General features: G+C 64.2%; 7 protein-coding genes. All 7 read left to right on the top strand.

Annotation, left to right across the window (positions count from 1 at the left end; all coding sequences use genetic code 11):
- The first annotated feature begins 14 nt into the window (after nt 1-14).
- The 7 genes from rsfS (at nt 15) to HBF25_RS18895 (ending at nt 16,036) form a co-directional block, all read left to right on the top strand.
- Entirely contained in the window at nt 15-404 is a 390-nt protein-coding gene (gene rsfS, locus HBF25_RS18865; RefSeq protein ID WP_166951294.1) for a ribosome silencing factor, read from the top strand.
- A gap of 8 nt (nt 405-412) precedes the next feature.
- Nucleotides 413-883: a 23S rRNA (pseudouridine(1915)-N(3))-methyltransferase RlmH gene (rlmH, locus tag HBF25_RS18870; protein WP_166951297.1), complete on the top strand. Its 471-nt coding sequence runs from the start codon at nt 413-415 to the stop codon at nt 881-883.
- 10 nt (nt 884-893) lie between these two features.
- Nucleotides 894-1,451, top strand: coding sequence for a Maf family nucleotide pyrophosphatase (locus HBF25_RS18875; protein ID WP_166951300.1), 558 nt, complete (start codon nt 894-896; stop codon nt 1,449-1,451).
- A gap of 55 nt (nt 1,452-1,506) precedes the next feature.
- Entirely contained in the window at nt 1,507-2,991 is a 1,485-nt protein-coding gene (rng, locus tag HBF25_RS18880) for a ribonuclease G (protein ID WP_166951303.1), read from the top strand.
- Nucleotides 2,992-3,021: 30 nt separating this feature from the next.
- Entirely contained in the window at nt 3,022-6,912 is a 3,891-nt protein-coding gene (locus tag HBF25_RS18885) for a YhdP family protein (protein ID WP_166951305.1), read from the top strand.
- A gap of 182 nt (nt 6,913-7,094) precedes the next feature.
- Entirely contained in the window at nt 7,095-8,534 is a 1,440-nt protein-coding gene (gene tldD, locus HBF25_RS18890; protein ID WP_166951308.1) for a metalloprotease TldD, read from the top strand.
- Between the two features lie 317 nt (nt 8,535-8,851).
- Nucleotides 8,852-16,036: a beta-1,3-glucanase family protein gene (locus HBF25_RS18895; protein ID WP_166951311.1), complete on the top strand. Its 7,185-nt coding sequence runs from the start codon at nt 8,852-8,854 to the stop codon at nt 16,034-16,036.
- The last annotated feature ends 52 nt before the right edge of the window (nt 16,037-16,088 follow it).

The following is a 16,088-nucleotide window of genomic DNA, read 5'->3' on the forward strand; positions in this document are numbered from 1 at the left end:
GAGGTTTTCTTATCTTGAGTTCTCCCGCCCCCCGCAAGGCCCGCTCCGCCGACGGCAACGAAGTACTCCGCCAGCGCGTCGTCGCAGCCCTTGAAGACCTCAAGGCCAAGGATGTCCGTGAAATCGACGTCCGCGGCAAGACCTCCGTCGCCGATACCCTGTTCATCGCCTCGGGCACCTCGGCCCGCCACGTGAAGTCCATCGCCGATGAGGTGGTGAAGTTCGCGAAGGAAGCCGGCGTGATGCCGCTTGGCGTTGAAGGCCAGGCAGAGGCCGAATGGGTGCTGGTCGACCTGGGCGACGTCATCGTCCACGTCATGCTGCCCCGTATCCGCGAGTTCTATGGGCTCGAGCGTCTGTGGACCGTCGGCGACGACGGTGCCGACGCCGCCGCCAACGACTGACGCCCGCGATGCGGGCTCGCCTCATCGCCGTCGGCGAACGCATGCCGGCCTGGGTGGCCGAAGGCTTCGCCGAATATCGCAAACGGCTTTCGCACGAGCTTCCGCTCGATCTGGTCGAGATCAAACCCGGCATTCGTGGCAAGGGCCGCGATGATGTGAAGGCTACCCTCGATGAGGGTGCGGCCATCCTCGCCGCGCTTCCTCGCGATATCCATGTCGTCGCGCTTGATGGGCGTGGCAAGACCTGGTCCAGCGAAGACCTGGGCCGCCAGCTTGAACAGTGGCGCATGGGTGGGCGCGACCTGGCCTTCCTGATCGGTGGCCCCGACGGGCATGCGCCCGAGGTGCTGGCGCGCGCGGACCAGAGCTGGTCGCTAGGGCCGCTGACGCTGCCGCACATGCTTGTCCGCCTCGTGCTTGCCGAGCAGCTTTATCGCGCCACGACGCTCGTGGCAGGGCATCCCTATCACCGCGCCTGAAGGAAACGCCGTGCTCTACCTGGCTTCTCAGTCCCCGCGTCGCCGCGAACTCCTTGGCCAGATGGGCGTGGCGTTCCAGACGCTCGACGTCGATGTTGAGGAAATCCGCCAGTCCGGGGAGTCGCCCGATGCGTATGTCTCGCGGGTGGCGCTGGACAAGGCGCGCGCTGGCTATGCGCTGGTGGCCGCCGACCCGGTGGCACGCGTGCTGTCTGCCGACACCGAAGTGATTCTTGGCGACGAAGTCTTCGGCAAGCCCCGCGATGCCAGTGATGCCACCGCGATGTTGCAGCGCCTTTCCGGCCGCGAACACCGCGTGGTATCGGCCGTATGGCTGAAGGACGCCGCTGGAGAGCGTGGCGAGGTGGCCATATCCACGGTGCGCTTCGCAGCGCTCGACGACGCGCAGATCGCCGCCTACGTGGCCGGCGGCGAATGTTTCGGCAAGGCGGGAGCCTATGCCATCCAGGGCGGCGCGGCCGCTTTCATCTCCCATCTGTCGGGCACGTATTCCGGCGTGATGGGCCTTCCGCTGTACGAAACTTCACGACTTCTCCGGGGTCAGTGACATATCGTCCGCACGCGGGCTATAAAGTGCGGTGAACAAAGGAAAAGGGGCGGCGGTGAGCGAGGAGATCCTGATTAATGTCACGCCGCGTGAGACACGCGTCGCGATCGTTGAAAACGGCATGTTGCAGGAAGTCCACGTCGAGCGCGCGCAGAAGCGCGGCTACGTGGGCAACGTGTACAAGGGCCGTGTGCAGCGGGTGATGCCCGGCATGCAGGCGGTCTTCGTGGAGATCGGGCTTGAGCGCGCCGCGTTCCTGCATGCCTCGGATATCGTGCGTGCGCCCGTGCAGGCCACGGATGCTGCCGAAGGCAAGAGCAACGGCCATGGCCCCGTCCCTCCCATCAGCGAACTGGTGCACGAAGGCCAGGAAATCGTGGTGCAGGTGGTGAAGGACCCCATCGGCAGCAAGGGAGCGCGACTCTCCACGCATTTGTCGATTCCCTCGCGCTACCTCGTGCTGCTTCCGCATTCGCGCACGCTTGGCGTTTCCGTACGCATCGAGGACGAAGCCGAGCGCCAGCGCCTGAAGGATGTCATCACCCCGCTCATTGGTGAAAACCCGCTGGGTTACATCGTGCGCACCAATGCCGAAGGCCAGTCGGAGGAATCCCTGGCCTTCGACGTGACCTACCTGGGCAAGGTATGGCGCGTGGTGCAGGAAAACATCGCGAAGGCGAAACTCGGCGAGCGCGTCTACGAAGAACTTTCGCTGCCGTTGCGTTCGCTGCGCGATTCGCTCAACGAGGGCATCGAGAAGGTGCGCGTGGATTCACGCGAAACCTACGAGAAAACCGTCAAATTCGTGCAGAAGTTCATGCCGGTGCTGTCGGGCCGGGTAGAGCATTATTCCGGCGAGCGGCCCATCTTCGACCTGTATGGCGTGGAGGATGAAATCCAGCGCGCCCTGCGCAAGGAGGTGCCGCTGAAGTCGGGCGGCTATCTCATCGTCGACCAGACCGAAGCGATGACCACGATCGACGTGAACACGGGCGGCTACCTCGGCAGCCGCAACCTCGAGGAAACCGTGTACCGCACCAACCTGGAGGCGGCGCAGGCTGCCGCGCGCCAGCTCCGGCTGCGCAACCTGGGCGGCATCATCATCATCGACTTCATCGACATGGTGGAAGACGAACACAAGCGCCAGGTGCTGCGCATGCTGGAAAAAGGCCTCCAGCGCGACCACGCGAAAACCACCGTCTATCCGATGTCGGCCCTGGGCCTCGTGGAGATGACGCGCAAGCGCACCACGGAAAGCCTCGAACGCCAGCTCTGCGAGCCGTGCCCGGCGTGCAGCGGTCGCGGCACGCTGAAGACGGCCGAAACCGTCATCTATGAAATTTTCCGGGAGATCACCCGTGCAGTGCGCCAGTTCAACGCACAGAAGCTCCTGGTGATGGCCAGCCCGAAAGTGGTGGGACGCATCCTCGAAGAGGAATCGGCCGCCGTGGCCGAACTGGAAGAGTTCATCGCCAAGAGCATACGCTTCCAGGCCGAAGAGCATTATTCGCAGGAACAGTTCGATGTCGTACTCCTCTAAGCCCGGCGGTCACCGCCGGATTCCGGGCCGGTGAGTCCGGCCTGGCGCCATCGCGCAAGACGCCTGCGGTTCTTCCTTCTGGGGCTGGTCGCGAGCGTGCTGGTTGCGCTCGCCATCGTGATGGCCATGGGGCAGTTGCTGCTGCCCCTCGCGGCGCGCTACCCGGAGCGCGTGGCGGCACTGCTCAGCGAAAAACTGCACAAGCCCGTTCACTTCGCCTCGCTGCAAGGCTTCTGGCGTCCGTCGGGTCCGTTGTTCGTGATGCGCGATGTCACCGTGGAGAGCACGGAGGGCGGCGATACGCTGCATCTGCCGCAGGCCGCGGTGAAGCTCGACTTCGGTGCCTTCGTGCTGCCGTCGCGTCATCTGCTCAACCTGCGCCTGCGCGATCTGCGTCTTGGCCTGCGACGCGCGCCGGACGGACGCTGGAGCATCGATGGCTTCGGTGCCGGCGGTAATACGCAGAAGGTATCCTTCGGCAATCTCTCCGCCGATCTGTGGCTGGGCAACCTGCGCCTGGATATTGCGGATGAAACGACGGGGCGCGATTACGCACTCATTGCCGATCAGCTGCGCATCAGCCTGCAAGGGCAAGCCGTTCGCGTCGGTGGCACGTTGCGCCGCGACAAGGGTGGTGGCCTGCTCACCGCTGCCGGCCGCTTCGCTGTCGACGGTTCCGATGGCAAGGTGTATGTGAAGGGCAGCGAGGTGGACTTCGCCGCGCTCACGTCCGATTTCGACATGGCGGGTTATTCGCTCGCCACGGGGCGAGGCAGCTTCGAGGCCTGGCTCGACTGGCGCAACGCTCACGTGGTCAGGGCCACATCGCGCATCGATCTCGACGATCTGAAGGTGCGTGGCCCCGAGCGCACCGTGGCGACGTCCGGGCTGCACGGCATCATCGACCTGCATCGCAACGCCGATGGCCAGCGTATCGACTGGGCGGGGCGCGACGGCAGCGATCTGGCCCTGTTGCTGAAGAGCGCAGGCACGCGCAGCGAGGGCACCATCGTGGCCCGCAAGCTCGATCTTGCGCCGCTGGCGCCGTGGGCGGGCGTACTTCCCGACCTGTCACCATCCATCGCCCGCTGGCTGGGCGAAGGTCATCCGCGCGGGCAGTTCGACAGTGTCCGCGCCGACTGGAATTCCGATGACGGCCTGAGCTTCGCGCATGCCACGTTCTCCGGCCTTGGCATCGATGCGAGCGGCAAGCTGCCCGGGTTGTCTTCGCTCAAGGGCGAAGTATTCGGCGATGCCGAGGCGCTCACCCTCAGCCTGCCACGGCAGGCCACCACGATCGACGCCACCGGTGTGTTCCGCAAACCGTTCGCGATGTCAGCGATCGAAGGTGACGTGACGGTTTATCGTGAAGACGACGACTGGCACATCGGCGTGGACCCCCTCGATTTCCATGGCGAGGGATTCAGCGGGCAGGCGCGCGGTGAATTCGTGGTGCCCCATGAAGACACCGGTCCCTTCATGGACATGTACGTCGCGCTGGGCGAGGGCGATGTGCCGGCTGCCAAGCTGTTCTGGCCGATCCACTCGATGTCCGAAGGCGCGCAGAACTGGCTCAATCGCGGCCTCGTCTCCGGACACATCGTCGGTGGCTCCGCAGTGATTCGTGGCAACCTTCGCGATTTCCCGTTCCATGAGCACCAGGGGCGCTTCGAAGCGCGTGCGCTCATCGACGATACCGTGCTCGACTACGGCAATGGCTGGCCAAAGGCCGAAGGCATCACGGCCGTTGCCAGCTTCATCGACAACGGCATGTATATCGACGCGAGCGAGGGGCACTCCCTTGGCAATGCGGTGAGTGCTGCCACGGCAACCATTGCCGATTTCGGCGAAAGCATGCTCGACCTGCGCGTGAGTGGCGCAGGTACAGGCACCAGTTTTCTCGACTTCGTGAAGAACAGCCCGGTTGCTGGCAACAGCCGCGATGCGCTGGACAAGATGAAACTCGGTGGCACCGGTGAGTTCGGTTTCAACCTGCTCATGCCGCTGAAAGACGCGAAAGACTTCACGCTCGACGGCAAGGCCACCATCAAGGATGCCGATCTCGTTGCAAACGAGTGGAAGCTGAAGCTCGACAAGATCACGGGGCCGATGAGTTTCGATGGCAAGGGCTTCAAGGCGTCTGGCCTTAAAACGTCGTTTCACGGACAACCCGCCAATCTCGATCTCGCCATCGCCGGAGGCACGGACGATCCCGGCAAGATCGTGACGGCCTCGGTCACGGGGGCGTTCACCGTCGACGAGATGGTCTCCGGTTACGACAACCTCAAATGGCTCGGCGATATCGCGAAGGGACGCGGCAATTTCCGCGTCGGTTTCGAGCTGGATCGCGCCGATCAGGGAACGGACCCGCAGTGGCTGACCGTCAATTCCGATCTGCGTGGCGTCGAACTGCTGATGCCCACGCCGGTGAAGAAGCCTGCGGCCGCTCCGCAGCCGCTGTCCGTGCGTATCGGGTTGCCCGTGGACGGTGCGCGGCTGGATCTTGCACTGGGTGACGTCGTGCGTGGGCGCCTGCGCCTGCCGGATGAAAAGAACAAGCTGCCGCTGGCCGCGGCATTCAATCTCGGTGCCACGCCACCGGCCAGCCTGCCGCCGTCGGGATACCTGATCGGCGGCAAGTCGGCACACCTGGATGTGTCGGGCTGGGTGCAATACGTCGTGGGATCGGCCACGGGAAGCGACGGCCCCGGCCTCAATAACCTCGATCTGCAGACAGATGATGGCGAGGTCTTCGGCCAGCATTTCACCAACATGCACCTGGTAGCGAAGCCCGGCCCGCAGGAGCTCTCGTTGCGTGTCGACAGCGATGGCATGGTGGGTGAGATGACCGTGCCCAATGACGATCTTCGTCGTCGCGGCATTACCGCGCGCATGGACAAGCTGTGGTGGCCGGCGGCTGATGACGCCGCAGACGCGGCCAGGAAGGGGCGCGCCGCCGCTGGCGCTGCAACCACGGCGGCCGCGACCGTGGCCAAGGCCGAAGACCATGTCACCGCACCGGCCACGGCCGCCTCGGCTGCGGCGAAGAAACCGGCCGATGCCGCCGATACGGGCGTCACGCCGTCCAGCCTGCCGCCGTTGCACCTGCATGTCAGTGATCTTCGCCTGGGCAAGGCAAAGCTGGGTGAGGCGCGTCTGGAAACCTGGCCCACGGACGAGGGCATGCATATCGATCAGATACGTGCGCAGTCGAAGAACGTGCAAATCACGGCCACGGGCGACTGGAACGGCGACGAGCACAACAGCCGCACGCACCTGGCCATGGATTTTGCGTCCGAAGATGTTGCACGCATGCTCGATGCGCTGGGCTTTGTCGGCATTTTCCAGGGCGGACGCACCGAGGCCCGCCTCGACGCCGTCTGGCCCGGTGGCCCCTCTGCACTGGCGCTGGCGAACATGGACGGTACGCTGAAGATCGACATCGCCAATGGCCGCATCCTCGAAGTGCAGCCCGGCGTGGGCCGCCTGTTTGGCCTGGTTTCCGTGACGGAACTGCCTCGTCGCCTGGCGCTCGATTTCGGCGATGTGCTCGGCAAGGGTTTCGGATTCGACTCGATCAACGGCGACTTCCGCTTCGCCGATGGCAACGCCACGACACAGAACCTGAAGATCCGCGGCCCTGCGGCCGAGATTTCCATTACGGGCCGCACGGGCCTGCGCACACGCGATTACGACCAGGAAGTGCTGGTGGTACCCCATGTCGGCAACAGCCTGCCTGTGGTGGGCGCGCTGGCCGGTGGCCCGGTGGGCGCGGCGGCAGGCCTGGCCGTGCAGGGCATTCTGGGTCACGGCCTCAACCAGGCCGCGCGCAAGCGCTACCACGTCACCGGCACCTGGGAAAAACCCGTGATGACGCCCATCGACAAGGGCGAACCCTCGACAGCCAAGCCGGCACGCTGACGTCGCACGGCTGGCTGGCAGACGAACTGGCCGCCATCATTCCGTGGTCCGAACTGTCCCGCACGCTGCCCGCTCGGAAGGCGCCTGCGGCGGCTGGCGCTGCCAAACGGCGTCCGAAGGTTTAATCTCGTTGTTTCCGGCCCCATCTCGGGGCTCTACCGTTCTACTGCCGGCCATTCCTGATGGATTCCCTGATCACCCTCGCCGAACGTCGTCTGCTCACCCCGGGTGGCCTTGCCGCCACCGATCTCGATCGCGTGTTCTCCCAGCTGATGGGGCCCTCGATCGACGCGGCGGACCTCTACTTCCAGCATTCGCGCAGCGAATCCTGGGTGCTGGAGGAGGGCATCGTGAAGGATGGCAGCCATTCCATCGAACAGGGCGTGGGCGTGCGCGCCATCTCGGGAGAGAAAACCGGCTTCTCCTACTCCGATGAAATCGTGCTGCCCCAGCTGCTTGAAGCCTCGAAGGCCGCCCGTGCCATTGCGCAGGGTGGCGCAGGGGCAGGCAAGCCGCTGGCGCTTGCCACGGGGCGTGGGTTGTATCCCGCCATCGATCCGGTAGAGAGCCTGCCCAACGAAGAGAAGATCGCGCTGCTACGTGAGGTCGACGCCTATGCCCGCTCGCGCGATCCACGCGTGAAGCAGGTGGTGGTCAGCCTGTCGGCCACGCTCGATACCATCCTCGTGGCCGCTTCCGATGGCACGCTGGCGGCCGACGTGCGCCCGCTGGTGCGGCTCAACGTGCAGGTCATCGCCGAGCAGGGCGGTCGCCGCGAGCAGGGACATTCGGGCGGTGGCGGTCGCTACGGCTATCGCGAGCTTCTCGAAAACGGTCGTGCGCACGCGTTCGCCGAGGAAGCCGTGCGCCAGGCACTGGTCAACCTCGAAGCCGTCGATGCGCCCGCCGGCAGCATGACGGTCGTGCTCGGCCCGGGCTGGCCCGGGGTGCTGCTTCACGAGGCCATCGGTCATGGTCTTGAAGGCGATTTCAATCGCAAGGGCAGCTCGGCCTTTGCCGGCCGCATCGGCCAGCGCGTGGCTGCCGAAGGTGTCACCGTGGTCGACGATGGCACGTTGCCGGGGCGTCGCGGCTCGCTCAGCATCGACGACGAAGGCACGCCCACCGAGTGCACCACGCTGATCGAGAACGGCATCCTCAAGGGCTACATGCAGGACAAGCTCAACGCCCGCCTCATGGGCGTGAAGTCCACGGGCAACGGTCGCCGCGAATCGTTCGCGCAGCTGCCGATGCCGCGCATGACCAACACCTACATGCTGGCCGGCAACCGTGAGCCGGAAGAAATCATCCGCTCGGTGAAGCGTGGCCTGTATGCCGTGAACTTCGGCGGTGGGCAGGTCGACATCACCAATGGCAAGTTCGTGTTCTCTGCCAGCGAGGCCTATCTCATCGAAGACGGCAAGGTCACGCGTCCGGTAAAGGGTGCCACGCTGGTAGGTTCGGGGCCTGACGTGCTCACGCGCGTTTCGATGATCGGCAACGACCTCGCCCTCGACGAAGGCGTGGGCGTGTGTGGCAAGGATGGTCAGAGTGTGCCCGTGGGCGTCGGTCAACCGACGTTGCGCGTCGATGGCATGACAGTCGGTGGAACAGCCGCCTGACGTCTTGTTCAAATCTATCGGTGACGCGTCAACCCTGAAGCGCGTCACGAATTGCGATGCCGGTCGCAGGAATTGTCGTATTTTCTGGCAATTTGTATTGTGACGATCATTTCTTGCGTGGATGATCCTGCGTGAAGACAGCGTATGGACGTCCAAACCGGTAGCGACGCCGGGGCTCGTACAGCCCGTTAGCCAGGGCTTGGTTGATCCACCCACGAGCAAGACGAAGGAAGCCGGCGGAAGGATCGCCGGCTTTTCACGTCGTGCGCGATGGGGAAGCGCTGTCCGACAGCGACTTCAACCAGGGGAACCACCCAATGAAGAGTCATCCCGTAGCACCACCAGGAAGCATGGGGCGCAGGAGGCTTGCGGCCTTCATCGCCACTGCGCTCCTTGGTGTAACGGTCACGGCGCAGGCCGTGACCGTGGCGCCATCGGATCGCCAGGACATCAACCTCGGCGCCCAGCCTTGGAAGTACACCAAGCAGTCGATCGTCAATCCGAACGATCCCAACGTCTACGCACCGCTCCCCAACGGGGATGATGGTGCGGCCGTCAACTACGACGACAGCAAGTGGCTCACCGTGGGCCTGCCCCACGCGGCCAACGATTTCACCACCTTCATCAACCAGGAGTCCGGCGGCGGCCAGGGTAGCCTGGACGGCGAGACCAGCTGGTATCGCACGACGCTGTCGAATTCCGCCCAGTGGCGCGGCAAGAAGGTCATGGTGGAATTCGAAGGTGCGCATACGGGCGACCGTGTGTACATCAATGGACACTTCATCCCGGGTACCGGCGTGCTCAACCAGCCGGGCCAGCCGGACGCGCAGGCGACCCATGTGATCGGCTTCCTGCCGCACATCGTCGACCTGACCTCGCCTTCGGTCATCCAGTACATGAAGTTCGATGGCACCGACGTGCTCGCCGTCAAGGTGGGTCGTTCGGGTGGCGGATTCTTCGAGGATCCGGGCTTCTCCGGTGCGTTCCGCTTCGGCCAGTCCGAGGCGGGCATCTTCCGTCCGGTAAAGCTGCACGTGACGAACCTCGTGCACATTCCCGAGAACGTCTACGCCGGCCAGAACACCTGGGGTACCTACGTCGCCACGCAGGCGCTGAGCGCCGACCATTCCTCGGCAACCATTCGCGTACAGACCAACGTCGCCAATGAGTCGGGCGTAGCGAAGACGGTGACGCTGATCACCCAGATCGTCGACGCCAACGGCGTGGAAGTGGCACGCGACCAGCAGGACAAGACGCTGGCACCCACCCAGCCGCAGAACGACAACGCCACGCCGATCTTCGACCAGACGCTGACGGTGTCCAATCCCACGCTGTGGTTCCCGAACGGCAGCCCCGACGGCAAGCCGTATCTCTACCACGTGATCCATACCGTCAGCATCGACGGCCAGGTGGTGGATGCCAAGCAGAGCACGCTGGGTATCCGCATGATCACCTGGGACAAGGATTTTCCCTACGTCAACGGCAAGAAGCAGTATCTCGTGGGCGGTTCCGGCCGTTACGACTACCCGGCCCTGGGTTCGTCGGTGCCCGAGGAACAGCAGTGGCGCGACCTCAAGGACATGGCTGCGATGGGCGGCAACCTTTGGCGTCCGGGCCATTCGCCGTCCAGTCCTGAATTCGTCGATGCGGCCGATGCCCTGGGCGTGTTCATCGTCCAGCCCAGCGGCGACGGCGAGAACGGTTTTGCGAACGTGTGCAATCCGTCGGACAAGGATTACCAGCAGTGCAAGGACATGTGGACAATCAAGCGCGAGGTCCATCGTGACATCGTGATCCGCGATCGCAGCCACCCGTCGATCGTTGCGTGGGAACACGACAACGGCCAGATGGATACGCCGTTCGCACAGGAACTGCGCGCCCTTGCCCGCAAGTGGGACAACGTCAGCCCCCGCGCTGCCGCCGACCGTACACCGAACGACCAGAACGGCGACATCCTCAGCTGCTCGAAGGCCGGTTGCGAAACCCACCTGCACCAGGTCGACTTCCCGAACAAGCCCGCCTGGGGTGCCGAGTACTGGGGCCCGGGTGGTTCACGCAGTGCATACGACACCGAGCTGGCCTTTGCCCTGAACTACCTCGTGCCGTTCTCGCAGGCGCGTGCGGTGAATACCTTTGGCATGGCGCAGTGGTACTACGCCGATACACCGGGTGAAGTGATCGAACAGGTCGATGGCCTGGAAGATGCCACGCACTGGGTCTACCAGCTGGATGCGAACGGCAACATCGTGAAGCATCCGGACGGCACGCCGGTGAAGGCCTTCCGTCACAACTCGCGCGGCAACAACGCGTCGATGACCGACGCGAACCGCTTCCCGCGCATGCTGTATTACATCTACGAATCCGTGTGGATGCCGTACAGCGTCAAGCCGATGGTGAAGCTGGCCAACACCTGGAATCGCAGTGGCGATATCAAGGTGGATGCGTTCAGCAACTGCCCGGCCGTGCGCCTGTTGATCAACGATGTGCCGCAGGGCACCGACCAGGTGCCGAACCGCTGGGATTCCATCGACACCGCTTCGTACGACGCCGAAAACGGTGCCGTGGACGAAAACACCGGCAAGATCGTGGGCGTCAGCACGGCTGAGCAGACCACGAAGCTCCCGGGTCAGGTTCACTGGAATGTGACCTGGCAGTCTGGCAAGGCCGTGGCCCAGTGCATCGACGGTGGCGTGGTCCGCACCGACAGCAATGGCAACCCGGTTCAGGACATCCTGTACACCGCCGGCACCGCCGATCACATCGATCTGCAGGTGGTCAACACCACGGACCCCATCCGCAAGCCGGACGGCACCGTGTTCCAGGTCACTGCCAACGGCTCCGACGCGGCGTTCATCGTGGCCCGTGTGCTCGATGCGCAGAACCACCTGGTGCCTGATGCTACGCAGAAGGTGAACTTCGACGTCACCAGTGGTGACTCGCTGGTGACCTACCAGGGCGGTACGCAGGCCTACGTCGACTACAGCGCGGGTGAAGTGCCCGATCCGAATGGTGGCATCGCCGAACCGATGCATTACTACCATGCGCCGGGCTCGCACGAGCTGCAGTTCGAAGGTGGCTTGCAGAAGATCGCACTGCGTTCGAAGTTCACCACCGGTACCGTGCAGGTAACGGCCACCGCAGCCGGCCTCAAGCCGGGTTCGGTGTCGTTCAACATCGCACCCGTGCCGCAGGCCCCGTCGGTCTCCGGTCCGCCGTCGATCATCGCGCAGCCGAACGACGACAGCGTCACCGTGGGCGATGTCGGCCACTTCTCCGTGACGGCCTCCGGCGCTCCGCCGCTGACCTTCACCTGGAAGAAGAACGGCGTTGAAATCCAGGGTGCGAACCAGGAGAGCTACACCACGCCTGCCACGGTGCTTGGCGACAACAACGCGAAGTACACCGTCGTGGTGCATGGACAGGGTCCGGACCAGGAATCGACGCAGGCCACGCTGTCGGTCTCGGCCTTCCAGCAGGTGACCATCTCGCAAGACCCGGCGCCGGCTAACGTCGACCAGGGTCAGACGGCTCATTTCACGGTGCGTGCGTCGGGTTCGCCCACGCTGAAGTACCAGTGGATGAAGAACGACCAGGTGATTCCGGATGCCAATGGCCTGACCTACGACACGCCCGTGCTGAATGTCTCCGACAGCGGCAGCACGTACTCCGTCGTGGTCAGCAACTTCGGCAGCCAGATGGGTTCGAAGGAAGCGCAGCTCACCGTCAATCCGGCACGTCCGCCGGCCTTCACCGGTACGCTGCCCGACGTTCGCGCCAATCCGGGTCAGCCTGCCACCTTCGACGTCACGTCGTTGGTGACCGGCACTTCGCCGTTCCACTACAAGTGGTCGCACAACGGCCAGGCCATCGGCGACGACCAGCCCACGCTGACCGTCAACGGTGTCACCCAGAACGACGTCGGCACCTACTCGGTAACCGTCACCAACGTGCTGGGCGATGCCGCCGCGGCCACCATCTCGGCCAAGCTCACGCTGGCTCCGCCGGGTGCGAACCTGGCCCGCCAGAAGCCGACGACCTCCACGGAAGTCGAAAACCCGAACGGCACCGCTTCCTGGCAGGCCGTGGACGGCGACGGCACCACCCGCTGGGGCTCCAAGATCGGCGACAACGGTGCGTCGCTGACGGTGGACCTGGGTTCGTCCCGCGTGTTCAACCGTGTCGTGATCAAGTGGGAAAACGCCCACGCGTCCGACTACAAGGTGCAGTACTCCGACTCCCCGGACTCGGGTTTCCAGGATGCATTGCCTGAAATCACGAACAGCCTGGGCGGCGTGGAAGACATGACCTTCCCGCAGCCGGTCAAGGGTCGCTACGTCCGCATGCAGGGCGTTACGCGTGCCACCGACTACGGCTATTCGATCTACGAGTTCGAGGTCTACAACTCGGCCGGTTGCTGCAACACCGGTGATCGTTACCAGCTCGTGCCGGGCAAGCTCGATGGTCAGCCGACCACCGACGTGACCGATACGCTCAGCGGCCTGACCTGGGATCGCATCCAGCGTGGCTTCACCGACCAGGGCGCGCAGTTCACCCAGTCGGTCGCCGCCGGTAAGTGCGCCAAGGACAACATGCGTCTGCCGACCCGTGACGAAGCGCTGGCCATCAGTGGCCAGAATGCCTCGACTGCGGCGTTCCCGGGGGCATGGACGACCTGGACGGACGGCCAGGACCCGACCGATGCCACGTTCGCCTACCAGGTGACGTCGCAGGGCGTGGTCAATCGCGTGGTCGCCGAGAACAACCCGGGCCACGTGCTCTGCGTGCTGGGTAACAAGGCCATCGCCCCGGGCATCGCAACGCAGCCGGCCAGCCAGACGGTGGGTGCGACGCGTGCGGCGAAGTTCGTGGCCGTGGCGACGGGCGTGGCTCCGTTTGCCTACGACTGGTACCGCGTGACCCAGGGTGCCGACGGCCATGACGTCGAAACGTTCCTGTCCAGCACCTCGGACGGCACGTATACGACGACGGCGCTTGCAGCAGCCGACAACGGTGCACGTTTCCGCGTCAAGGTGACGAGCGCGCAGGGCCTGACCTCGGTCAGCAGCGATGCCGTGCTCACGGTCGACAACTCGACCAACGGTGTGGACCCGGTCTTCGGCACCACGCCGAACCAGCCGAACCAGCCGGGCAACCCGAACCAGCCGGGCACCGGTACGCCGGGTGACGGGCAGGGTGGCACCAACATCGCCCTGCATGCGACGGCCACGTCCAACGGCAACGAGAACGATGGTTATCTCGCGCCGGCTGGTGCGGTCGATGGTGACTTCACCACCCGCTGGAGTTCCAAGTTCCAGCCGGAAGCATGGATTGCCCTCGACCTGGGCTCGCAGCAGATCTTCGACCACGTGATCCTGCGTTGGGAGAATGCCTACTCGACCCAGTACACGATCGAAGTGTCCAACGACGGCAATGCATGGCAGTCGGTCAGCAGCCAGCCGTACGCCGGTCTGGGGGGCGTGGAGCGTCGTGACTTCGCCGCGCAGACGGCACGTTACGTCCGCATGCACAGCACCGCGAAGAGCAGCCAGTACGGTGTCTCGCTGTGGGAGTTCGAGGTGTATGCCGCACCGCTGCCGAAGATCGTCGGCCAGCCGCAGTCGGCCGTGGTGACGGCGGGCCAGCCGGTGACCTTCACGGTCGGCGTCCAGGCCAACGGCACGGTGTCCTACCAGTGGCGTCACAACGGTGCCCCGGTCCAGGGTGCCACGCAGGCCACGCTCAGCTTCACCCCGGCCACCGCCGATGCCGGTAACTACGATGTCGTGGTCACCGACAACGCCGGTCGTTCCGTGAACAGCAACCCCGCCACGCTGACGGTGAATGCGGCCATCCCGCCGCAGGCCCCGACGCCGCCGCAGGGCAACGTCAACCTCGCCCTCCACCAGCCGGTGACGGCTTCGGACGTCGAGAACCCGGTGGCCTTCAAGGCAGCCAACGTCAACGATGGTGATACCGGCACGCGCTGGTCGTCGGGCTTCACGAACGACCAGTGGATCAGCGTCGACCTCGGCGCGGTCAAGAACGTCAACAAGGTCGTGCTGAGCTGGGAAAACGCACATGCCAACGACTACGTGATCGAAGTGTCGATCGATGGTCAGGCATGGAACAAGGTGGACGAGAACCCGACCAGCACCGGTGGCGTGGAAACGCGTACCTTCGCTGCGGTGTCCGCACGCTACGTTCGCATGCGCGGCATCACCCGTAGCACCCAGTACGGCTACTCGCTGTGGGAAATGGAAGTCTATGGTCCGGACGACGGCAGCACCACGCCGCCGCCCCCGCCGCCGCAGGGTGGCAACAACGATCCGTCGCAGGGCTTCAACTACGACGTGTATCCGGGCTTCATCGGCGCTTCGCTGCTGAACAAAACCAACGGCAAGTGGACGGATGACCAGATCTTCGTGGAAGTGATCGCGAAAGATCCGGCCAACAACGGTGTGTTCTCGTGGGTGAAGCCGGACGGCACGATTGTTCCGATGAACATCGCGGACAACACCGGCCCGGGCCACCTCACCAAGAATGGCGATACGTTCCCGAACTACGCGTTCACGCTGAAGCAGGCCAAGCTGCTGAAGCTGCCGCCGCTGTTCTCGGGCCGCATCTTCATCTCGCTGGGCGAACCGCTGTACATGAAGAACGTGCTGGGTGCCGACGGCGTCCTGGGCTTCGCGGGTCCCAATCCGCTCAACGCCACGGACCCGAACCTCGACATCCGCTACGACTGGTACGAGTTCACGTGGGGCGACAACGGCATCTGGATCAACACGACCCAGGTCGACCAGTTCTCGATCCCGCTTACCCTCGACCTGTATGGCGATGGCAAGACGAACCACCAGAAGGCCGGCATCACGGAAACCCGTGACCAGATCTTCACCGAGTACAACAAGGAAGTGCCTGCGGAGTTCCAGATCGCCAACCTCGGTCCGGACACCGTTCGTATCCTCGCCCCGGGCAAGGATGCGTTCGACTACAACAAGCCGCAGGCCCATTACTACGATGCATATGTCGATGCGATGTGGCAGTACTACGAAAACCACACGCTGAAGATGACCATCGGCCAGAAGGAGTTCGAAGGTGTCGTGGTGGATGGCGTGCTGACGTTCCAGCACACCAACTGGGCCACGTTCCACGAGCAGGACGAACCGGAAGGCATGCTGTTCAATGTCAGCAAGCCGACCACGCAGGATGTGCTCGAAGGCAAGGGCAACCTCGCCAACTCCCACGATCCGTGGGGCGTGGAAGGCCAGCTCGAAGCACAGCTGTGTGGCGCGTTCAACCGCCACGTGGTGCAGGATGTGACGACGTGGAAGGACGACAGCCAGTATTACCTGCAGGCTCCGTCGAACTACTACTCGCGCTTCTGGCACGCGCACAGCATCGACGGCAAGGCCTACGGCTTCTCGTACGACGATGTCTCCGACCACAGCTCGTCGCTCATCGACGGCAAGCCGGAACACCTGGAGTTCGGAATCGGCTGGTAAGCCGGTAACACGGTAAGAACCAGAGGGGCGGTGGAGCAATCCACCGCCCCTT

Source organism: Luteibacter anthropi (assembly GCF_011759365.1).
GTDB classification, from domain to species: domain Bacteria; phylum Pseudomonadota; class Gammaproteobacteria; order Xanthomonadales; family Rhodanobacteraceae; genus Luteibacter; species Luteibacter anthropi.

Excerpts from the sequence above, each read along its gene's own strand:
- rlmH (WP_166951297.1), top strand. The coding sequence starts at position 413 with ATGCGGGCTCGCCTCATCGCCGTCGGCGAACGCATGCCGGCCTGGGTG.
- tldD (WP_166951308.1), top strand. The coding sequence starts at position 7,095 with ATGGATTCCCTGATCACCCTCGCCGAACGTCGTCTGCTCACCCCGGGT.
- HBF25_RS18895 (WP_166951311.1), top strand. The coding sequence starts at position 8,852 with ATGAAGAGTCATCCCGTAGCACCACCAGGAAGCATGGGGCGCAGGAGG.